Raw genomic sequence first — 19669 nt, 5'->3', positions numbered from 1 at the left:
CATGGCACGGGCGATGAAAGTGGCGATTGTGGACGACGAGGCGGATATGCGTGCCTCGATCAGCCAGTGGCTGGCCCTGTCGGGGTTTGACACCGAAACCTACGCGAGCGCGGAAGAAGCGTTGAAGGCGTTGGGCCCGGAATGGCCGGGGGTCGTGGTCTCGGACATCAAGATGCCGGGTATGGACGGGATGGCGTTTTTGAAACGGCTGATGGGCATGGATTCGGGCCTTCCCGTGATTCTGATCACCGGTCATGGTGACGTGCCGATGGCGGTTGAGGCGATGCGCGTCGGAGCCTATGATTTCCTCGAAAAGCCATTCAACCCGGACCGGATGACCGAACTTGCAAAGCGCGCGACCATGGCGCGGCGCTTGACCTTGGACAACCGGGCTTTGCGGCGTGAGTTGTCGGATGGCTCGATCCTGATGAAGAAACTGGTTGGTGCCAGCCCGGCAATGGAGCGGCTGCGCGAGGATATTCTCGATCTTGGTCAGGCCGATAGCCATGTCTTGATTGATGGCGAGACGGGCACAGGCAAGACCTTGGTGGCGCATGCGTTGCACGCGGTTGGGCCGCGCGGGTCGAAGAAATTCGTCACCGTGTCTTGTGCGGCTTGGAGTGAAGATCAACTGGCGGCCAAGCTGTTTGGCCCCTCGGATGATGGCAATCTGCCTTTGGTGGAAGAAGCTCGCGGCGGAACGCTGTGTCTTGAGGATATTGAGGCACTGAGCCATCCGCTTCAATCGCGGCTGCTGACCTTGATCAACGAGCAGGGCACGCCGCCGGAAACCCGGATCATTGCGATTTGCAATGAACATGCGCCTGATAAGACGCTGGAAGATGTGTTGCGGTCCGATCTGTTCTATCGCTTGGGTGCGATGACCATCATCTGCCCGCCCCTGCGGGCGCGTGGTGAGGATATTCTGACGCTGTTCACCCGATCCTCGGAACAATTTGCCGAGGAATATGGCTGCGATGCGCCACAGGTGACGGCGCAAGAAGCCGCGCAACTGTTGCAAGCGCCATGGCCGGGCAATGTCCGGCAACTGGTCAATATTGCGGAACGCGCGGTGTTGCAGAATCGGCGGGGGTCCGGCTCGATTGCCTCGCTGCTGATGGCGGATAACGAGGCTTCCGGGCCTGCGCTGACCACTGAGGGCAAGCCGCTGAAAGACTATGTCGAGGCGTTCGAGCGCATGTTGATCGACAACACCATGCGGCGGCATAAGGGTTCGATTACCGGCGTCATGGATGAATTGTGCCTGCCACGCCGGACGCTGAACGAAAAGATGGCGAAGTATGGTTTGCAGCGGCAAGATTATGTTTAAGCGGCAGGGTGGCTGGTTCCGCGCCAAGCGCAGAACCACCCAGCCTGCACCCTGCAACCAACGCAAATCACCCATTGTCATCGCTGCCCGTTTCCCGTTAGGGTGACAGTCAAGCGATTTTATATCGTCAAAGAATTCTCTGCCTCAGCAATCTGGCGCGCTCACCGCGCCGAAAACCGGGGTGGTCGGATCGGCCGCAAGGCCGGATTATTGCTCGTAAGTGACTGATAACACAGGATCAAACCGGGCTTTTTTAGGTGGGCGGCGTAAGCTGTCCAAACGTGAACCGCGATGATGTGCGCGACATTGGCAATTCAAGGCGAGGGGTGCCCACCGGGCACAGCCCGCTTATTTGCGTTGCGCGCAGCCGCCCGAACAAGTCGCCTCTTTGTGTCAAACACCCGCTTTGGTCCGCCAAGCGGGTTTTCGCATGACAGGCGCAATGGATTGATATGTCAAAGAAAATGCTTATCGACGCCACCCATGCCGAGGAAACTCGGGTTGTTGTGGTCGATGGAAACAAGGTCGAAGAATTCGATTTTGAAACCGTAAACAAGCGCCAGCTTGCCGGAAATATCTACCTTGCCAAAGTGACCCGCGTGGAGCCTTCGCTGCAGGCGGCCTTTGTCGAATATGGTGGAAACCGTCATGGCTTCTTGGCTTTTGCCGAAATTCACCCGGATTATTACCAGATCCCCGTGGCCGATCGCAAAGCCCTGCTGGACGAAGAACGCGCCTTCAACCGCGCGCAGGATGAAGAAGACAACCGCCGCTCGCGCCCGCGTCCCAAGCCGCAACAGCAGCGCCCGCGCGCTGAAGCCGTTGAGGGCGACGCTGTACAGTCGTCCGAGATCAGCAGCATGGATGTGGTGGATCTTGGGGATGAAACTGGTGCCGATGCGCTGGTGCAATCCGCGCCCGCCGATGTGGTGGAACAGCCGCATCACGACCACGATCATCACGATCACAGCCATACCCACAACGTCGCCTCGGTGGATGCCGAGGAAGGCGACGCGGTCTATCGCTCGATTGATCACGCCTCGGACACCGACGATGAGATCGAATCCATCGCCGAAGAAGATGTGTCGGAAGAAATTTCCGCGCCGCGCAAGCCTCGGGCCCGGCGCTATAAAATCCAAGAAGTGATTAAGGTCCGGCAGATCATGCTGGTGCAGGTGGTCAAGGAAGAGCGCGGCAACAAGGGCGCTGCCCTCACCACCTACCTCAGCCTTGCGGGCCGCTATTGCGTGCTGATGCCGAACACCGCGCGCGGCGGCGGGATTTCCCGCAAGATCACCCAAGCCGCTGACCGCAAAAAGCTGAAAGAGATCGCCACCGAAATCGAAGTGCCGGAAGGCGCGGGCCTGATCATTCGGACGGCTGGTGCCAAGCGCACCAAGCCCGAGATCAAGCGCGACTACGAATATCTGATGCGGTTGTGGGAACAGATCCGCGAACTGACCCTGAAGTCGATTGCGCCCGCCGCGATCTACGAGGAAGGCAATCTGATCAAACGCACGATCCGCGATCTCTATAGCCGCGAGATTGACGAGATTTTGGTTGAAGGCGAGGCGGGTTACCGCACCGCGAAAGACTTCATGCGGATGATCATGCCAAGCCACGCCAAAGCGGTGGTGCGCTATGATGATCCCACCCCGCTGTTCGCGAAATATCAGGTCGAAAGCTATCTCGGCGGCATGTTCAACCCAACGGTGCAGCTGAAATCCGGCGGCTATATCGTGATCGGCATCACCGAAGCGCTGGTGGCGGTCGACGTGAACTCCGGTCGCGCCACCAAAGAGGGGTCCATCGAGGACACCGCTTTGAAGACCAACCTTGAGGCCGCCGAAGAAGTCGCGCGTCAGCTGCGTCTGCGCGATTTGGCGGGCCTGATCGTGATCGACTTCATCGACATGGAAGAGCGTCGCAACAACGCAGCCGTCGAGAAGAAGCTGAAAGATAAGCTGAAAACCGACCGCGCGCGGATTCAGGTTGGGCGGATTTCTGGCTTTGGCCTGATGGAAATGTCGCGTCAGCGGCTGCGTCCGGGGATGCTGGAATCGACCACACAGCCCTGCTCGCATTGCCATGGCACCGGGCTGATCCGCTCGGATGATAGCCTTGGCTTGCAAGTGTTGCGCGCGTTGGAAGAAGAAGGCACGCGGAAACGCTCGAAAGAGGTGCTGCTGCGCGCGCCGATTGGCATCGTCAACTTCCTGATCAACGGTAAGCGCGAGCATATTGCCTTGATTGAGGCACGGTATGGCATGGCGGTGCGGATTGAATGTGATCCCGCAATGATCAGCCCGGATTTCTCGATTGAGAAATTCAAGACCGCGACCCGCGTGGTGCCGGAAGTATCGTCGGTGATCTCGGGCAATGCCTCGCTGATGGGCGCGCCGGTGGCGGAAGAAGAAGACGAAGATATCATCGACGATGTGGATGATGTTGAAGAAGCCGAAGTGGTTGAAGCGGCCCCCGTTGCTGCGGCAGCCACCGCTCCTGCGGTGGCGAATGGCGACGGCGGCACCGGTAAGAAGCGCCGCCGTCGGCGTCGTCGCAAGAAGCCCGGTCAGCCGGGTGAGGCTATCGCCGGCGCGGATGCGGAAGGTGACGACGGCGACGATGAGGGTGATGACGAGGCGGGCGATGATGCGCCTTTGGCCGTCACCGAAGTCGCAGCCGAGGCCCCGGTAGAGGCCGCTCCTGAGGTTGAAGTGAAAAAGCCAACCCGCACCCGCGCGCCGCGTGGCAGCAAATCGGCGGCGGTGGCAGCAGCGGAAGCGCCCGTGGCTGAGGCGGTCAAGCCTGCCCGCAGCCGCTCGCGCAGCAGCGCCGTGAAAGCAGAACCCGTGGCGGAACTTGCGGCGGAAGCTCCGGTCGCGGACGCCCCAGTTGTGGCTGAAGACAAGCCGAAACCGACGCGCAGCCGCACCAGCCGCGCCAAGCCGAAAGCCGAAGTGGTGGTTGAGGCTGAAGCGCCCGCCTCGGTCGCGGTTGAAGTGGTCGCAGAGGCCGCTCCGGTGGCAAGTGCCCCGGTTCTGCAAGCCGATCCGGGTTTGGTTGAGGCGGCACCTGCGGCCAGCCTGCACGTCGATCCGGGTCTTGTCGACGCCGCGGTGGAGCCCGCCGACGACGATGGCCCTGCCAAGCCGAAAAAGCGCGGCTGGTGGTCTTTGGGTCGCTAAAGCTTAAAAATTGTTCGATGGGGCGGTGGGGAAACCCGCCGCCCTTTCTCTATCCGCGCCGGATCAGATAGGCGCTGCCGCCCTCGATCGCGCTGGCCCCCAGATAATCATGCCCAACCTCGACGCAGAAATGCGGCAGATCAATCGCCGCCATCTTGTCACTGGCCAGCACCCGCAAAACCTGTCCTGCCGTCATTCCAAGCAACCGCTTGCGCGCCCGCAGCACGGGCAGGGGGCAGAGCAGCCCCAAGCAATCCAACTCCACGTCCCAATCCATAACCAAGCCCATCCTCTGCGCTCAAATATCCCCGCCGGAGGCTACGACGCCAGCCCAAAATGCCGCACGCAGACGTGAGGTCCAACAGCGTGACCTTAGCCGCCAACTGCGTTAGATCAGTCAAAACGGAGTCCCCATGTTTGGCATCGACATCTTTGACGCAAGCCTGATCCCGGCGATGCTGGTGGCCCTTGTGGCCGGTATCCTGTCATTCCTGTCGCCTTGCGTGCTTCCCATCGTGCCGCCTTATCTGGCCTATATGTCGGGCATCTCGGTGTCCGAGATGAAAACCGGGCGCTCGCCGCTGTTGGCTGCGCTGTTCTTCGTGCTTGGCCTGTCGACCGTATTCCTGCTGCTCGGCCTCGCCGCCTCGGCCTTTGGCGCGTTTTTCCTCGGCAATGCCAGCACCTTCGCCACCATCGCAGGCGTGGTGGTGATGATCTTCGGGGCGCATTTCATCGGCATCTACCGCATCGGCTTTCTCGACCGTGAGATGCGCTTGGACGCAGGCGATCAAGGCGGCTCGGCCTTCGGCGCTTACGTGCTCGGCCTCGCCTTTGCCTTCGGCTGGACACCCTGCATCGGCCCGCAACTGGGTGCGATCCTGTCCCTCGCCGCACAAGAAGGCAATGTCGCGCGTGGCATGACCCTGCTGGCGGTCTATGCGGCGGGTCTGGGCATCCCCTTCCTGTTGGTCGCCGCCTTCTTCACCCGCCTTGCCCCCTTCGTGGCCTTCATGAAGCGCCACGCCGAGCGGATCGAGAAGATCATGGGCCTGCTGCTGTGGACCATCGGCCTGTTGATGCTGACGGGTGGTTTTTCATCCTTCTCCTACTGGCTGTTGGAGAATGTGCCCTTCCTCGCCAATCTGGGCTAGAATTCTCCTCTTAAAATCGCCCAATTCCTCTGCCATGATGCCGTCAACTGGACAGAGGCACGATGGAACCGATCACCCCGCAAGCATTTCCCGATCAGCGCGTGCAGCGCAGGCGGGTGTTTTATATCCCCGGCTACGATCCAATTCATCCGCGCCGCTACCGCGAGCTTTACCGCAAGGAAGGCCAAGCGCAGGCGCAGATCTCGGGCTATCAGCTTGCTTTGAAACCGAAAAAGACTGGTGGTCCTTATGGTTGGCATGTGACCGGCACGATGGATGGGGCGGTGACCGAGGCGGATGTCGAGGTGCTGGTGTGGTCTGATATCGTCAAAACCTCGATGGCGCGGGGGATTCTGGCGACCTATCTGCAACTGCTGCTCACCGCCTACGCCTATATCGGCTCGGGCGCGGTGTTTCGACTGGCGGGGTTGCGCAAGGGGCCGATGATCGCGGCCCTCTATCCGTTTGTGTTTCTGCTGGCAGAGTTGCTTTTGGCTTGCTTGGCAGGTTGGGGCGTCAGTGAATTGGTGGCTTATGCGCATCCGGCCTTGGGTTGGGTGGCGGGTCTGGGGGTGATCTGGGCGCTGCTGCGAGCCTTCAAGCGCTGGGATAACAAGGTTTTCGCCTATTACCTCATGCATGATTACGCCTATTCGGCGCAGGCGGGCGGGGCCAATCCGCCGGAACTCGAAGCCCGGATGACGGCGTTTCGTCTTTCGATCCGCGACGCTATGACGGCGGGTTTTGATGAGATTCTGGTGGTTGGCCATTCCTCGGGCGCGCATCTGGCGGTGTCTATTCTGGCCGACTTGTTGCGGGAAGGACTGCCCGCAAAGGCGGCGCGGTTGGGGTTTTTGTCGCTGGGCCAAGTGGTGCCGATGGTGTCCTTCTTGCCGAAAGCCAAGCGTCTGCGAGCGGATCTGCACTATCTCTCCGCAAGCGAGGAACTGGTTTGGGTCGATGTGACCGCCCCCGGCGATGGCTGCGCCTTTGCGTTATGCGATCCGGTGGCGGTGACCGGCGTGGCCCCGCCGGACAAACGCTGGCCCTTGGTAATCTCTGCCGCGTTCAGCCAAACCCTGTCGCCCACACGGTGGAAAGAGTTGCGCTGGAAGTTTTTCCGGTTGCATTTTCAATACCTGTGCGCCTTTGATCGCCCCGGAGACTACGATTACTTCCAAATCACCGCCGGACCGCTTAGTTTGGCCGACCGTTACCGCGACCGCGCCCCCTCAAAAAACCGCATCACCCGCCCGGCTTCTGGCTACCGGGATATGGCATGATCCCGCCCAAGCCGCGCCCGCGCGCCGACAAGGTTTCGCTGCTGCAATATCTGCGGTTGTTCCGCGCCGATATCCTGTCGGCACAGCCCGTGCGGCTCTATCGGGCTTGGATGGCCGAGTTCCGCACGCCATTCTTCCGCAGCTATATGTGCAACGATCCGGCTTTGGTGAACCGGGTTTTGATCGAGCGGCCCGATGATTTCCCCAAATCCAACCGCATCCGTGAGGGGCTGAACCCGCTGCTCGGCAATTCGGTTTTTGTGACCAATGGCGAGGTCTGGAAGCGTCAGCGTCGCATCATTGATCCGGCATTTGAAGGTGGGCGGCTGCGTGACACCTTTCCCGCGATGTGGGCGGCGGGGCAGGCGGCGTTGGCGCGGATGCCGTTGGGGGAGGTCGAGGTTGAGGCGGAGATGAGCCACGCAGCGGCGGATGTGATCTTCCGCACGCTGTTCTCAATCCCGATTGAGCATGAGGTGGCTGCGGCGGTTTTCGCCGAATTCCGCACTTATCAGCGCGCGCAACCCATTCTCAACCTTGCGGCTTTTCTACCCTTGCCGAAATGGGTGCCGCGGTTTCATCGCCCTGCCACCAAGCGTTCGGCGGCGGTGATCCGAGGGCTGATCACGCGATTGACGGAAGGACGCGCGGTTGAGATTGCGGCGGGGACGGCGCCGGATGATTTGGCGACCAAGATCATGACAACCGCCGATCCGCAGACAGGAGAACGGTTTGAAACCGCTGAGATGGTCGATCAGGTGGCGATTTTCTTTCTGGCCGGGCATGAAACCAGCGCTTCGGCTTTGTCATGGGCGCTGCTGATGCTGGCAATGGACGCCGATGTGCAGGAAAAGGTCGCAGGCGAGGCGCTGGCTTTGGGCGATCGGCCGGAATTTTCTGCCCTGCCCAAATTGCGCTTCACCCGCGATGTGTTTCGCGAGGTGCTGCGGCTGTATCCTCCGGTGCCAATGATGGTGCGCGAAAATGCGGTGCCCGAGGAGATGCGGGGGCGTAAGGTGGCTCCGGGGGCGCAAATTGTGCTCAGCCCGTGGCATTTGCACCGCCACGAACGCATCTGGGAGCGCCCCGATGAATTTGACCCAAACCGTTGGCAAACTGAAGAAAATCGCGCCTGCGCCCGCGATGCCTATATGCCGTTTTCGGCGGGGCCACGGGTTTGCACGGGAGCGGGCTTTGCGATGGTCGAAGGCACCCTGTTGCTGGCACTTTTGGCGCGGGCGTTCCGGTTTGAATGTGTGGCGGGGCGTGAGGCTGTGCCCGTGGCGCATCTGACGGTGCGGGCGAAAGACGGTATTTGGCTGCGGATCAGTCGGCGTTAACCGCGTAACTGAGCCAGCACAAACACCCGAATGGCCGAGGCGAGGCCGATGTCATCCGCGCGGCCCGCGTCGATTTCTGCGGCTAGGGCGTTCAGGGTTTGGCCGCGCGCGCGGGCAATTTCGCAAAAGCCGTCCCAAAATGCGGCTTCCAGCGAGATCGAGGTGCGGTGGCCCTTCAGCGTCACCGAATGTTTGACGGGCCTGCCGCTCATTCCGGGTCTTTCGGGGTCAGTGCGTGGCCATCAAGGTCGCGCTTTTCTTTATCCAAACGCGCAGCTTCCAGCGCCTTATCACCTTTGCGGCGGCCAAATTTCACCGCATTGGCATCCGCCTGCGAGCGGGCTTCAAGCCGATCTTTGGCCTTCCGCACCGCGCGCAGGTTGATAATCTCAGCCATTAGCCTTTCGGCCCAATCATATCCTCGGGCCGCACCACGCGGTCAAAGGTTTCGCCGTCAACATAACCCAAAGCGATGGCTTCCTCGCGCAGGGTGGTGCCGTTTTTATGCGCGGTTTTGGCGACTTTGGTGGCCGCATCATAGCCGATGGTGGGGGCCAAAGCCGTCACCAGCATCAGCGATTCTTTCATCAACTTGTCGATGCGGGCGATATTGGCTTGGGTACCGACAACCATATTGTCGGTGAACGACCCCGCCGCATCGCCCAAAAGCTGCATGCTTTGCAAGACGTTATAGGACATCATCGGGTTGTAGACATTCAATTCGAAATGCCCCTGCGATCCCGCAAACCCCACAGCTGCGTCATTGCCCATCACCTGCGCGCACACCATGGTCAAAGCTTCGGCTTGGGTCGGGTTGACCTTGCCCGGCATGATGGAACTTCCGGGCTCGTTCTCTGGCAGGATCAATTCGCCCAAACCGGAACGCGGGCCGGAGCCCAAAAGGCGCAGGTCGTTGGCGATTTTGAACAGCGAAGCGGCGACAGTTTTCAGCGCGCCTGAGAACATCACCATGGCGTCATGGGCGGCGAGTGCTTCGAATTTATTCGGGGCGGTGACGAAGGGCAGATCGGTGATCTCGGCAATCGCCGCAGCAACCCGCACATCCCAGCCGACTCGGGTGTTCAGGCCGGTGCCAACGGCGGTGCCGCCTTGGGCCAACTCATAGATATCGGGCAGGCACATCTTGACCCGCGCGATGCCTTTATCGACTTGCTTGGCATAGCCGGAGAATTCTTGCCCCAGGGTCAAGGGCGTCGCATCCTGCGTATGGGTGCGGCCTATTTTGATAATGTCTTTAAATTCAATGGCCTTAGCATCCAAAGCCGCATGTAGCTTGACCAAACCCGGCAGCAGCACATCGCGCGCCATCATGCCGATAGCGACATGCATCGCGGTGGGGAAGGTGTCGTTCGACGATTGCCCCATATTGACGTGATCGTTCGGATGCACCGGCTTTTTGCTGCCCTTCACGCCGCCCAGCATCTCAATCGCGCGGTTTGAGATCACTTCGTTGGCGTTCATGTTCGACTGTGTGCCGGAGCCGGTCTGCCAGACCACCAGCGGGAAGTTATCATCAAATTTGCCGTCGATGACTTCTTCCGCGGCTTTGGCAATCGTCTCGCCCAAGCCTAGATCAATGTCGCCCTGCGCGATGTTGACCAGCGCGCAGGCCTTTTTGATCACGCCCAAGGCGCGGACGATGGCAATCGGCTGACGCTCCCAGCCAATCGGGAAGTTCTGGATCGAGCGCTGGGTTTGCGCGCCCCAGTATTTATCGGCGGGAACTTCCAGCGGGCCAAAGCTGTCGGTTTCGGTGCGAGTGGCGGACATCTGCAAGCCTCCAAATTAAGATGCCTGCGGCTTAGCGTGGCAGGCTCAAAAATTCAATCGGTATGCAGAGGTATACCAAAATTTTCCGAACTCAGGCGCGCTGGAAGATGAAAATCCGGGCAGGCGGGATATTTAGCCAGACTTTCGGCCCCGCGATAACCTTTAGACCCAACCGACCCAACTGTTCGGTCGACAATGCTGGCTTGGCGCCGTAAGTGAATTGGACATAAGTTCCATTGGGGCCGAGGATTTCAAACGCGGCCTTCACGATGGATTCGCGCACCGCTATGGGCATCGACAGCAGCGGCAGGCCGGAAATCACCGCCTCAACGCCGGGCTCGACGTTGCCAACAACCGATTGTGCGGCAGCGTTGTGCACGGTGATGTTGGGGAATTTCTGCCGCAGCAACTCGGTAAAGCTGGGGCTCATCTCATACAGAGTCAGGTTTTCCGGCGGCAGGCCGGTTTCCAAAATGCCGCTGGTCAGAACGCCGGTTCCGGGCCCGAATTCAACCACACGCCCCGAATTTGGCCCTAAACCTTGCGCCATGGCGCGGGCCAGCCAACGAGAAGATGGCACCACAGAGGAGACTTGCAGCGGATTGCTCAGGAATTGACGCAAGAACAGTGTGGTTTCTTTGGGCATCGCAGCCTCCTGTAAAACATCCAAGTCTATTGCTTGCGGAATTTATCCAGCCGGACGATCTGCGCTTCGCCCTGTGGCGGCGGCGGATCGTCTTCGGGGTCTTCATCTTCGTCGTCTTCGTCTTCATGAGTTTCAAACCGCAGACCAAACTCAACCGACGGGTCAACAAAGGTGCGCACGGCGTCGAAAGGGATCACAAGATGCTCGGGTTGGTTGCCGAAATTCAGCGTGATTTCAAAGCCTTCGTCGGTGACGATCAGGTCTTCAAACCAATGTTGCACCACAATCGTCATCTCACCGGGGTAGCGTGAGCGCAGCCAGTCGGCCATCACAACCTGCTCAACCGTGGTGTCAAAGGTGATGAAGAAATGATGCGCGCCGGGGAGACCGTGGACCGACACATCCTTGAGAACGGTTTGAATCAATCCCCGCATCGCGCGGTGCATGAGGTTTCCGTAATCAATCGACTTCGCCATGAGCCACCCCTTCGTAATGCTGCCACCATAGGGGATTCGGGCCTAAAGGGAAGGGGGGCGGCTTAGAATGCTGCAACTGCAGCGGAAGTTATCGCGCAGAGGGCGAGGACCCCCAGCAGCGGCCAGTGGCGGCGCAGCAGCAGGTAGGCGGCTATGCCTGCAAGGGCGGTAGGTAGGGCTTTGAGGCTGGTGGGGTCGGGCCAGATCAGTTGCAGCGGGCCGAGACTGAGCGGGGTGACGCTGGCGAAGATCACATGGGCCGCGAACCACAGCGACAGATTGGCGATGACGCCGACGACGGCGGCGGTGATGGATTTGAGCGCTTGGCTTAGGCGCGGGGCGTGGGTGAGGCGTTCGATCCACGGCGCGCCTGCAAATATCCACAGAAAGCAGGGGGCGAAGGTCATCCAGAGGGTGATCAGCGCGCCTGCGAGGCCCATGGCAATGCCCTGTTTGGCGGCGGCGAGGTAGCCGACAAACTCGGTGACAAGGATCAACGGGCCGGGGGTGGTTTCGGCAAGGCCCAAGCCGTCGATCATCTGTGGTAGGGTAAGCCATTGTTTTTGCTGCACCACATCCTGTGCCATCCATGTCAGCACCGCATAGGCACCGCCGAAGGTCAGCATCGCGAGTTTGGAGAAGAACAAAGCGATGTCGGCGAGAATAGCGGGGGCGAACAGCACAATCAGGGCAAGCGGCACCAGCCAGACCGCGCCCCAGATCGCCGTGGCGCGCAGGGATTCCGCCCAAGGGGTGGGCATGGCTGTGGTGGTGGAAGAATTTGATTTTGCAGTAAAAAATCCCCAGAGGCCAGCGGCAAGGATCACGACGGGGAAAGGGGCAGCGAAGAAGAACAGGGCTGCGAAGGCGAGAGCCGCGGTGATCCATTGTGCGCGGGCTTTCAGGGCGCGTTTGGAGACGCGCAACAGGGCCTCGATGACCACGGCCAAGACGGCGGCTTGTATGCCTGTGAACATAGCGGCGACGAGCGGCAGGGTGCCCCATGCGGCGTAGATCATTGATAACGCTAGGACGATGAGCGCGCCGGGGAGGACGAACAACCCGCCGGCGATCAGCCCGCCGATTGTGCCGTGTTTGCGCCAGCCGATCCATGTGGCGAGTTGCATTGCCTCGGGGCCGGGCAGCAGCATGCAGAACGACAGGGCCGAGAGGTACTCCTCCTCGGTCACCCAGTGTTTCTCGTCGACCAATTCGCGGTGCATCATGGCGATTTGGGCGGCGGGACCGCCGAAGGACAGGATGCCAATGCGGGCAAAGGCGCGGGTGAGGTCGGGGAGCGTGGTCATACGCTGCGGCCTACGGGCCAGTCGTGGCCTTCATCATGACCATCGCGCGCCCAGCGGTAGAGGGCATCGTAGATTGTCATTCCGACGGCCAGTTGTTCAAGGTCGTCACGGTATTGCCGGGACAGGCCGACAGAAATTGCAAGCAGGCCAGCGGCTTGGGGGGATAGGTCGTGACGGTCGGTGTCTGCGGCACGCACGACCAGGGCAAGGCGTTGCAGAGCATCGATGTGCAGCGCGAATTCGGTTATCAGGCTGTCGAAGGTGCAGGTGTCACCGCGGTGGCTGTAAAAGCAGTCTTCGATGTCGAAGGGGGTGGCGTTGAAACGGTCGGCGACGGATTGGACCTCGGACGGGGCGACGAACAGGAAGCGGGCGGTGGGGTCGATGAAGCGGCGGATCAGCCAAGGGCAGGCGATGCGGTCGATTTTGGGGCGGTGGCGGGTGACCCAGAGGTTTGTTGGCGGTAGGGCTTTGAACGCGATCATTGGAAGGCCTGCCCCGGCCCAAGCCATTGAGCCACCTTCCAAAACCTGCGCGTCAATCGATTGGCTGCGCAGGAGGGCTGCGACGCCTTCGGAAAGTTTGCGGCCCTTTTGGCAGACGACAATGACTTTTTGGCCCAGCAGATTGGTCGGGGCGGGATCGAAGCGATCATGCGGCAAGGTGAAGCTGCCGGGGATCAACCGGGGATCGGCGGTGAGGTCTTCGGCAATGCGGATATCGACGATGGTCGGGGCATCGGGCAGGCCGATCAGGCGCATCAGCTGGGCGGGGGTGATCTGGTTTGGTCCGGGCATGGGGCATCCTGTGCGGTGACATGGGATGCGAGCCTTGAGCCTAAGCCTCACGGGGTGTTCGCGGACCCCATGAGTTTGGATAGGAAATTCGGGCGGATGCGTCAAGCGCGGACAAGCTAGTGCTGGATATTTTGCGCAGAATGCGACGACAAACCAGCGCGCAATATTTTGAAAACAAAGAGGTAAAAGTGCCGGATTCTGTTGCCAGGTTCCGGCGGACCCCGCCTTACGCGGCTAAGCGCAAGGGCTTAGTTTCGGCGACTCGAACTGCTTACGCAGCCAAAGCCATTGCCGGAGCACGGTTGTCATTTGCAACTGTACGTTTGGACCGATAACGGTGGTACCTCACCGAGCAAAAGCTGGCCCCTTTAGACGTTCGTCGATCCTGTTTCGACCCCACACGCCCCAAATGAAAGGGTGAATTGGTGGAGTCGCCGGGTACCGCCCCCGGGTCCGAGCCGTTTATTATGGGTGCGTTTATCGCCATAGTCCGAGTTACCCCGGACAGGGTGAATATAGGGGCAGGGGACTGGCGGCGCAAGGTGGTGTGCGGTCCCAACTCGGGACCTTTTTTATATGTTTTATATCAATGGGTTGTCGGTGTTGATTTAACACTTTGTTAAGGATTGCCGTGGTTTCTTGCGAGGCGCGCCCGCGCAAAGCAAAACGCCCGCAATGGATTGCGGGCGTTTTGGCAGTTTCGCAATGGATCAGAAGCCGGATTTGATCATCTCAAACTCTTGCGTCATGCGGTCGCGCATTGCGGGGTCAATCGGTACCTGCGACAGCAAAATACCATCGACCGGATCGACGTCATGCGCCTTCAACTCCTCCAGCGGGATGTCCTTCATCGCCACATCATTGGCGTGGACGTAGCCGAAGTTGTCGAGCAAGCCCTTGGCCGAGCCATGGTCCAGCCAAGCGTTGATGAAATCATAGGCTTTTTCTTCCTTGCCGGGACCGTCCTTGAAGTTGACATAGCCGCAGAACCAGTTGGCGACGCCCTCTTTCGGGGTGCGCTGGAACGCAACTGGCACGCCTTCTTTTTTCATATTGGCGACGCCATCGTTCCACGTCCAAGCGATCACCACTTCGCCGGTTTTCATCAGCTGCGCCAGCTCCGACGGATCGGCCCAGTAGGTGCGGACATTGGCATGGGCCAGACGCAACCAAGCGGCGGCGGCGGCAAATTGTTCGTCGGTCACATGGGTCCAATCCGAAACGCCTGTGGCCAGCAGGGCCAGCGACCAGGTGTCATCGGTGTTGTCGGGCAGCGAGATTTTGCCTGCGAAGGCCGGATCGACGAAGACTTGCAGCGAGGCGACCTGCTCGGGCTTCACCAGATCGGTGTTATAGGCCACGGCGGTATAGGCACCGTCGGTGGGAATATACCACACGCCCGTGTCATCGGCGAAGATCTTGGAGTTCTTGTAGCGCTCGCCGATCTCGCCATAGAGCGGGATTTTGCTGACATCCCACGGCTCGATCAGGCCCGCGTCACGGTATTTCTGCACCATCTGCGCGCAGGGATGGGCGACATCGGCTTTGAAACCGTTGGAGACTTTCTGGAAGGCTTCGTCATCGTCGCCGAAGAAGGAATAGGTCGGCATATCGCCGTTTTTGGCAACGTAAGCCTCGATCAGCGCCTGATTCTCAAAGCCCGCCCAGTCGAAGACGGTGAGGTCTGGGTCGGCGGCATGGGCAAGACTGGCGAAGCTGAGCGCGATGGCCGTGCTGACGAAAAGTTTCGTGAGGCGCATGGGGTTCCTTCCGGCTGTTAGGGGGCCACTTATGTCTGCTGCGGCCTGAGGATGGCGCAAGGCTAGAGCGGGCGTCGGGTTGGCTCAAGACCTTATTGCAGGTTCGCTCGGGTTGCGCGGCTTTTGCAGCGGGCGTCTGGTTGAATTTTGGTCAAAGCACGCGGGCGTGGCACTATTCGCTGCGCTTTGGCTGACTGGCCTTGCGGCTTTAGACGAGCCAGCGGCTTTGGGAGCCAGCGGTTTTTGGGGCCAGCCCCGAGCCGCATCGGGTATTTGGGCGGGGCGGACGCACAACCGCACTCCAAGCGTCGGGAATTTGGCAGTGTCTCAGTTTGAAATTTGCCGGGTTTACGCCTTGGCCATCCTTGGTTAAGTTTGCTTCGAACCCGCTCTTAAGCGGGGTCTGCCACAGCACCTATGCGGGGCTGCGGCTTGGCTGGAAGACCTGCCACGGCCTTTGCAAAACCCGTGGACTCCAGCTGGGCCGTTTGTCTGAACCGCAATGAGAGGTGTTTGATGACCAAGCTTGATCTGAATTTCGTGCGCAGCCAGTTTCCGGCTTTTGACAGCCCGGTGCTGTCGAGCCATGCTTTTTTTGAGAATGCCGGGGGATCTTACCCCTGCCGTCAGGTGGTGGACCGGCTGCATCGGTTTTATCTGGATCGCAAAGTGCAGCCCTATGGCCCCTATCCGGGGGCGCAGGCGGGCGGGGCCGAGATGGACGAGGCGCGCGCGCGGCTGGCGGGGCTGATGGGGGTGAAGGCGGAGCAGGTGTCGTTTGGGCCCTCGACCAGCGCCAATACTTATGTGTTGGCGCAGGCGGTGCGGGTGTGGCTGAAAGGGGCGAAGGCCGCGATTGTGGTGACAAATCAGGATCATGAGGCGAATTCTGGGGTGTGGCGGCGGTTGGCCGACGAGGGTATTGAGGTGCGCGAGTGGCAGATTGATCCGCAGACCGGGAGTTTGGACCCGGCGGATTTGAGCGCACTGCTGGCGGATGGCAAAGTACGGCTGGTGTGTCTGCCGCATTGCTCGAACGTGGTGGCTGAGATCAACGATGTGGCGGCGATTTCCGCACAGGCCAAGGCGGCTGGGGCGCGGGTGGTGGTGGATGGGGTGTCTTACGCGCCGCATGGGCTGCCGGATTTTGCGGCTTTGGGCTGCGATGTGTATCTGTTTTCGGCCTATAAGACCTATGGGCCGCATCAGGGCATCATGCTGATCTCTGAGGAATTCGGCGCGGAATTACCGGCGCAGGGGCATTATTTCAACGCAGGGTCGCTGTATAAACGCTTCACCCCCGCCGGACCGGATCATGCGCAGATCGCGGCTTGTGCCGGGATGGCGGATTACATTGACGCTTTGCACGCGCATCATTTCGGGGCAGAGGCTGATGCGGCGCAGCGGAACCGGGCAGTGCATGATCTGATGCGCAGTCATGAGGTGGCAGTGGTGGCACCGCTGCTGGATTATCTGGCGGCGCGCAATGATCTGCGGTTGATCGGGCCGCGTCGCGGCGAGGACCGTGCGCCAACCGTGGCAGTGGTGTTGGACCGCGCGGCGGAGCCTGTGTCAGAGGCTTTGGGACGCGCGAGGATTGCGTGCTGGGCGGGCGATTTCTATGCGGTGCGGCCATTGACGGCGATGGGTGTTGATCTGGAGCAGGGCGTGCTGCGGATGTCTTTGGTGCATTACACCTCGGCGGCGGAGGTTGCGCAGTTGATCAGGGCGCTGGACCGGGTGCTGTAGCGATTTTTGAGAAAAATCGTGGACGATTTCCGTGGCGGAAATCGGGGGGGCTGTGCGCCCCCCGCTCCGCTCCCCCCTCAGGATATTTGAGCAGAGCGGACGGGCAAGTGATCTGATCGGGCGGTGGCTGCGTAAGCAGTTGAAACGATGTGGGATGTGATGGCAGATCAGCCTTTGATTTTGTGGTTTCGGCGGGATTTTCGGCTTTCAGATCACCCGATGTTGGCGGCGGCTGTGGCCTCGGGTCGGCCGTTGTTGCCGGTGTTTGTGCTGGATGCTCAGGCCGAGGCTTTGGGGGCTGCGGCGAAATGGCGGCTGGGCTTGGGGGTTGCGCGGTTTGCCCAAACGCTTGCCGCGATGGGGCAACGGCTGATCCTGCGGCGTGGCGATGCTTTGGCGGTGTTGCAGGGTTTGATTGCTGAAACCGGGGCTGCGGGGGTGATGTGGCAGCGGATGTATGATCCGCAGGCGGTGGCGCGCGATACCGGCGTGAAGGCGGCGCTGAAGGCGAAGGGGCTGGTCGCCGAAAGCTTTCCGGGGGCGCTGTTGATCGAGCCTTGGGAAGTCGCGACCGGGCAGGGCGGCTATTACAAGGTCTATTCGCCGTTCTGGAAGGCTGTGTCGGCGCGTGGGTTTTCGCCTCCGGTGCCTGCGGTGACGGCGATGCGTGCGCCTGATATTTGGCCTGCCTCAGAAGATCTGGCCGATTGGCAGATGGGCGCTGCGATGCGGCGCGGGGCGGTGGTGTGCTTGCCGCATCAGCGGGTGGGCGAGGCTGCGGCCCTCGCGCGGCTGGATGAATTTATCGACAGTTCGGTGGTTCGCTACAAGGCGGCGCGGGATTTTCCGGGGGTGATTGGTGCGACCTCGGGGCTGTCGGAGAATTTGGCTTGGGGGGAGATCGGGCCTCGCACCATTTGGGCGGCGGGGCAGCGTGCCTTGCATCAGGGTGATGCCGGGGCGGAGCAGTTCTGCAAGGAACTGGTCTGGCGCGAGTTTGCTTATCATCTGATGCACCACTCGCCGCATATCCTGACGCAAAGCTGGCGTGAGGGTTGGGAGGATTTCCCGTGGCGCAGTGACAACCGCCAAGCCGAAGCGTGGCGGCGTGGCATGACCGGCGAGCCGTTTGTCGATGCGGCGATGCGCGAGATGTATGTCAGCGGGCGAATGCACAACCGGGCGCGGATGGTGGTGGCCTCATATCTGACCAAGCATCTGCTGACCGATTGGCGGCTGGGGCAGGCTTGGTTTGCCGAGTGTCTGACCGATTGGGATGAGGCCGCCAATGCGATGGGCTGGCAATGGGTGGCAGGCTCTGGCCCCGATGCGGCACCCTATTTTCGCGTGTTCAACCCCGCCGGACAGGCTGAAAAATTTGACAGCGATGGGGCATATCGGCGACGCTGGATTGCAGAGATATCGGCCAAGCCGGGGCCAGAGGCGCAGAGCTATTTTGCAGCGGTGCCAAGGCGCTGGAACCTCGCGGTGACGCAGACTTACCCGGACCCGATTTTCAGCCTCGCCGATGGGCGGGCGCGGGCACTGGAGGCCTATGCTGCGCGGGGTCGCGCTGCGGGGCAAACCGAGAAAGATGGGAGAGAATGATGGAGGTGTTGACGACGACCAAAGGCGAAAAGCACCTGCCGCGCTATTTTTCCGCCGTATTCGAACTGGCGCAAAAGCTGCGCAACGGGCGGTTGGATTTCGTCCTACCGGATGGCCGCCGTTTTCGCGTCGAGGGGCAAAATCCGGGGCCAGTGGCGGAGATTACCGTACACGACCCGGATCTATTCGCGCGGCTGATCCGCGAGGGCGATCTGGGGTTTTGCGAGGCCTATGTCGAGGGCGGCTGGTCCAGCCCTGACCTGATGACCTTCATGGATCTGGTGCATGAGGGCAATGGCGAGGTCTACGATGCCTTCCCCGGCATGGCTTTGGTGCGGGCGTATGAGCGGTTTCGGTTCTGGCTGCAATCGAACTCGAAACGCCAAGCCAAGAAGAACATCGCGCATCACTATGATCTGGGCAATGACTTTTACCGCCTGTGGCTGGACGATACCATGACCTACTCGTCAGCGATTTACCGCACTGGGCAGGAAAGCCTTGAGACCGCACAGGCGCAAAAATATGCCTCGATGGTGGATCAGATGGGCGCGCAGCCCGGTGATCATGTGCTGGAGATCGGCTGCGGCTGGGGCGGGTTTGCCGAATATGCCGCGAAAGAGCGTGGTCTGCGGGTGACGGCTTTGACGATCAGCCAAGCGCAACATGATTTTGCCGTGGCGCGGATGCAACGGTTGGGGCTGCAGGATAAGGTAGAGATCAAGCTGCAAGACTACCGCGATGAGACTGGGCTTTACGACGGCATCGCCAGTATCGAGATGTTCGAGGCGGTGGGTGAGAAATACTGGCCGGTATATTTTGACACCGTGCGCAATCGCTTGAAGCCGGGGCGCAATGCGACGTTACAGATCATCACCGTGCAAGAGGCACGATTTGAAATCTATCGTAAAAGCGTTGATTTCATTCAGAAATACATCTTTCCCGGCGGGATGCTACCCAGCCCCTCGGTGCTGAAGCGTGAGGCGGAACGCGCCGGGCTGCGGGTCAAAGGCTCCATTGAGTTTGGCAAAAGCTACAGCCAGACGCTGCGGCGCTGGTATGCCACGTTCAATGCGCGCTGGGCCGAAGCGGCTGGGCTTGGCTTTGATGAGAGATTCCGGCGGATGTGGAACTTTTATCTCGCCTCTTGTGCTGGCACGTTTGAGGGCGGAAACTGCGATGTAACGCAGATCACGCTGACCCGCCCGATTGCAGAGGTGGGGACGGCGTGATCTGAGCTACA

General features: G+C 60.5%; 17 protein-coding genes and 1 other RNA gene. 8 read left to right on the top strand and 10 right to left on the bottom strand.

The window, feature by feature from the left end:
* Position 1: 1 nt before the first annotated feature.
* Positions 2–1330: a sigma-54-dependent transcriptional regulator gene (locus AKV04_RS03405; protein WP_054005072.1), complete on the top strand. Its 1329-nt coding sequence runs from the start codon at positions 2–4 to the stop codon at positions 1328–1330.
* Positions 1331–1782: 452 nt separating this feature from the next.
* Positions 1783–4518 (top strand): Rne/Rng family ribonuclease, encoded by a 2736-nt coding sequence (locus tag AKV04_RS03400; protein WP_054005071.1) that lies wholly within the window; start codon positions 1783–1785, stop codon positions 4516–4518.
* A gap of 49 nt (positions 4519–4567) precedes the next feature.
* On the opposite strand, the gene AKV04_RS03395 is transcribed toward AKV04_RS03400, so the two are convergent.
* Positions 4568–4795, bottom strand: coding sequence for a sulfurtransferase TusA family protein (locus AKV04_RS03395; RefSeq protein WP_054005070.1), 228 nt, complete (start codon positions 4793–4795; stop codon positions 4568–4570).
* Positions 4796–4931: 136 nt separating this feature from the next.
* Here AKV04_RS03395 and AKV04_RS03390 point away from each other — a divergent pair, with 136 nt between their 5' ends.
* The 3 genes from AKV04_RS03390 (at position 4932) to AKV04_RS03380 (ending at position 8295) form a co-directional block, all read left to right on the top strand.
* Entirely contained in the window at positions 4932–5672 is a 741-nt protein-coding gene (locus tag AKV04_RS03390) for a cytochrome c biogenesis CcdA family protein (protein WP_054005069.1), read from the top strand.
* Positions 5673–5734: 62 nt separating this feature from the next.
* Complete coding sequence (locus AKV04_RS03385; protein WP_054005068.1) at positions 5735–6955, top strand: hypothetical protein; 1221 nt, start codon at positions 5735–5737, stop codon at positions 6953–6955.
* A complete protein-coding gene (locus AKV04_RS03380) occupies positions 6952–8295 on the top strand; it encodes a cytochrome P450 (protein WP_054005067.1) in 1344 nt (447 codons plus the stop codon). The genes AKV04_RS03385 and AKV04_RS03380 overlap by 4 nt, the downstream gene beginning before the upstream one ends.
* Here AKV04_RS03380 and AKV04_RS03375 read toward each other — a convergent pair.
* The 9 genes from AKV04_RS03375 to AKV04_RS03340 all read right to left on the bottom strand — a co-directional run bounded on the left by AKV04_RS03375 (position 8292) and on the right by AKV04_RS03340 (position 15072).
* The gene (locus tag AKV04_RS03375; RefSeq protein WP_054005066.1) at positions 8292–8507 is read right to left on the bottom strand and encodes a ribbon-helix-helix domain-containing protein; all 216 of its coding nucleotides are present in this window, start codon (positions 8505–8507) and stop codon (positions 8292–8294) included. The genes AKV04_RS03380 and AKV04_RS03375 overlap by 4 nt on opposite strands.
* Positions 8504–8692 carry a DUF4169 family protein gene (locus AKV04_RS03370; RefSeq protein ID WP_054005065.1) on the bottom strand — a complete coding sequence of 63 codons (189 nt, stop codon included), beginning with the start codon at positions 8690–8692 and terminating at the stop codon, positions 8504–8506. Before AKV04_RS03370 ends, AKV04_RS03375 begins: the two co-directional genes overlap by 4 nt.
* On the bottom strand, positions 8692–10086 hold the full coding sequence (gene fumC, locus AKV04_RS03365) for a class II fumarate hydratase (RefSeq protein WP_054005064.1): 1395 nt from the start codon (positions 10084–10086) through the stop codon (positions 8692–8694). Before fumC ends, AKV04_RS03370 begins: the two co-directional genes overlap by 1 nt.
* Positions 10087–10177: 91 nt before the next feature.
* A complete protein-coding gene (locus tag AKV04_RS03360; protein WP_054005063.1) occupies positions 10178–10732 on the bottom strand; it encodes a class I SAM-dependent methyltransferase in 555 nt (184 codons plus the stop codon).
* A 26-nt stretch (positions 10733–10758) separates the two neighbouring features.
* A complete protein-coding gene (locus tag AKV04_RS03355; RefSeq protein WP_054005062.1) occupies positions 10759–11208 on the bottom strand; it encodes an SspB family protein in 450 nt (149 codons plus the stop codon).
* 62 nt (positions 11209–11270) lie between these two features.
* Positions 11271–12515, bottom strand: coding sequence for a chromate efflux transporter (gene chrA, locus AKV04_RS03350; protein ID WP_054005061.1), 1245 nt, complete (start codon positions 12513–12515; stop codon positions 11271–11273).
* Positions 12512–13312 (bottom strand): chromate resistance protein ChrB domain-containing protein, encoded by an 801-nt coding sequence (locus tag AKV04_RS03345; protein ID WP_054005060.1) that lies wholly within the window; start codon positions 13310–13312, stop codon positions 12512–12514. The genes chrA and AKV04_RS03345 overlap by 4 nt, the downstream gene beginning before the upstream one ends.
* 187 nt (positions 13313–13499) lie before the next feature.
* Positions 13500–13857: a transfer-messenger RNA gene (gene ssrA / locus AKV04_RS25320) on the bottom strand.
* A 165-nt stretch (positions 13858–14022) separates the two neighbouring features.
* On the bottom strand, positions 14023–15072 hold the full coding sequence (locus AKV04_RS03340) for an extracellular solute-binding protein (protein WP_054005059.1): 1050 nt from the start codon (positions 15070–15072) through the stop codon (positions 14023–14025).
* Positions 15073–15588: 516 nt separating this feature from the next.
* Here AKV04_RS03340 and AKV04_RS03335 point away from each other — a divergent pair.
* The 3 genes from AKV04_RS03335 (at position 15589) to AKV04_RS03325 (ending at position 19658) form a co-directional block, all read left to right on the top strand.
* Entirely contained in the window at positions 15589–16821 is a 1233-nt protein-coding gene (locus AKV04_RS03335) for an aminotransferase class V-fold PLP-dependent enzyme (protein ID WP_054005058.1), read from the top strand.
* Positions 16822–16980: 159 nt separating this feature from the next.
* Positions 16981–18429: a cryptochrome/photolyase family protein gene (locus AKV04_RS03330; protein ID WP_054005121.1), complete on the top strand. Its 1449-nt coding sequence runs from the start codon at positions 16981–16983 to the stop codon at positions 18427–18429.
* Complete coding sequence (locus AKV04_RS03325) at positions 18429–19658, top strand: SAM-dependent methyltransferase (RefSeq protein WP_054005057.1); 1230 nt, start codon at positions 18429–18431, stop codon at positions 19656–19658. The genes AKV04_RS03330 and AKV04_RS03325 overlap by 1 nt, the downstream gene beginning before the upstream one ends.
* Positions 19659–19669: the final 11 nt, after the last annotated feature.

It is taken from the genome of Cypionkella psychrotolerans, assembly GCF_001294535.1.
GTDB lineage: Bacteria > Pseudomonadota > Alphaproteobacteria > Rhodobacterales > Rhodobacteraceae > Cypionkella > Cypionkella psychrotolerans.
Note: the sequence above shows the minus strand (reverse complement) of the source record. Positions and strands in the feature narration are given on the sequence as shown.

Bases quoted from the DNA above. Each gene is read 5' to 3' on its own strand.
- AKV04_RS03340 (WP_054005059.1), bottom strand. From the start codon at position 15,072: ATGCGCCTCACGAAACTTTTCGTCAGCACGGCCATCGCGCTCAGCTTC.
- AKV04_RS03395 (WP_054005070.1), bottom strand. From the start codon at position 4,795: ATGGATTGGGACGTGGAGTTGGATTGCTTGGGGCTGCTCTGCCCCCTG.
- AKV04_RS03385 (WP_054005068.1), top strand. From the start codon at position 5,735: ATGGAACCGATCACCCCGCAAGCATTTCCCGATCAGCGCGTGCAGCGC.
- AKV04_RS03335 (WP_054005058.1), top strand. From the start codon at position 15,589: ATGACCAAGCTTGATCTGAATTTCGTGCGCAGCCAGTTTCCGGCTTTT.
- chrA (WP_054005061.1), bottom strand. From the start codon at position 12,515: ATGACCACGCTCCCCGACCTCACCCGCGCCTTTGCCCGCATTGGCATC.
- AKV04_RS03370 (WP_054005065.1), bottom strand. From the start codon at position 8,692: ATGGCTGAGATTATCAACCTGCGCGCGGTGCGGAAGGCCAAAGATCGG.
- fumC (WP_054005064.1), bottom strand. From the start codon at position 10,086: ATGTCCGCCACTCGCACCGAAACCGACAGCTTTGGCCCGCTGGAAGTT.
- AKV04_RS03330 (WP_054005121.1), top strand. From the start codon at position 16,981: ATGGCAGATCAGCCTTTGATTTTGTGGTTTCGGCGGGATTTTCGGCTT.
- AKV04_RS03325 (WP_054005057.1), top strand. From the start codon at position 18,429: ATGGAGGTGTTGACGACGACCAAAGGCGAAAAGCACCTGCCGCGCTAT.
- AKV04_RS03360 (WP_054005063.1), bottom strand. From the start codon at position 10,732: ATGCCCAAAGAAACCACACTGTTCTTGCGTCAATTCCTGAGCAATCCG.
- AKV04_RS03405 (WP_054005072.1), top strand. From the start codon at position 2: ATGGCACGGGCGATGAAAGTGGCGATTGTGGACGACGAGGCGGATATG.
- AKV04_RS03345 (WP_054005060.1), bottom strand. From the start codon at position 13,312: ATGCCCGGACCAAACCAGATCACCCCCGCCCAGCTGATGCGCCTGATC.
- AKV04_RS03390 (WP_054005069.1), top strand. From the start codon at position 4,932: ATGTTTGGCATCGACATCTTTGACGCAAGCCTGATCCCGGCGATGCTG.
- AKV04_RS03375 (WP_054005066.1), bottom strand. From the start codon at position 8,507: ATGAGCGGCAGGCCCGTCAAACATTCGGTGACGCTGAAGGGCCACCGC.
- AKV04_RS03355 (WP_054005062.1), bottom strand. From the start codon at position 11,208: ATGGCGAAGTCGATTGATTACGGAAACCTCATGCACCGCGCGATGCGG.
- AKV04_RS03380 (WP_054005067.1), top strand. From the start codon at position 6,952: ATGATCCCGCCCAAGCCGCGCCCGCGCGCCGACAAGGTTTCGCTGCTG.
- AKV04_RS03400 (WP_054005071.1), top strand. From the start codon at position 1,783: ATGTCAAAGAAAATGCTTATCGACGCCACCCATGCCGAGGAAACTCGG.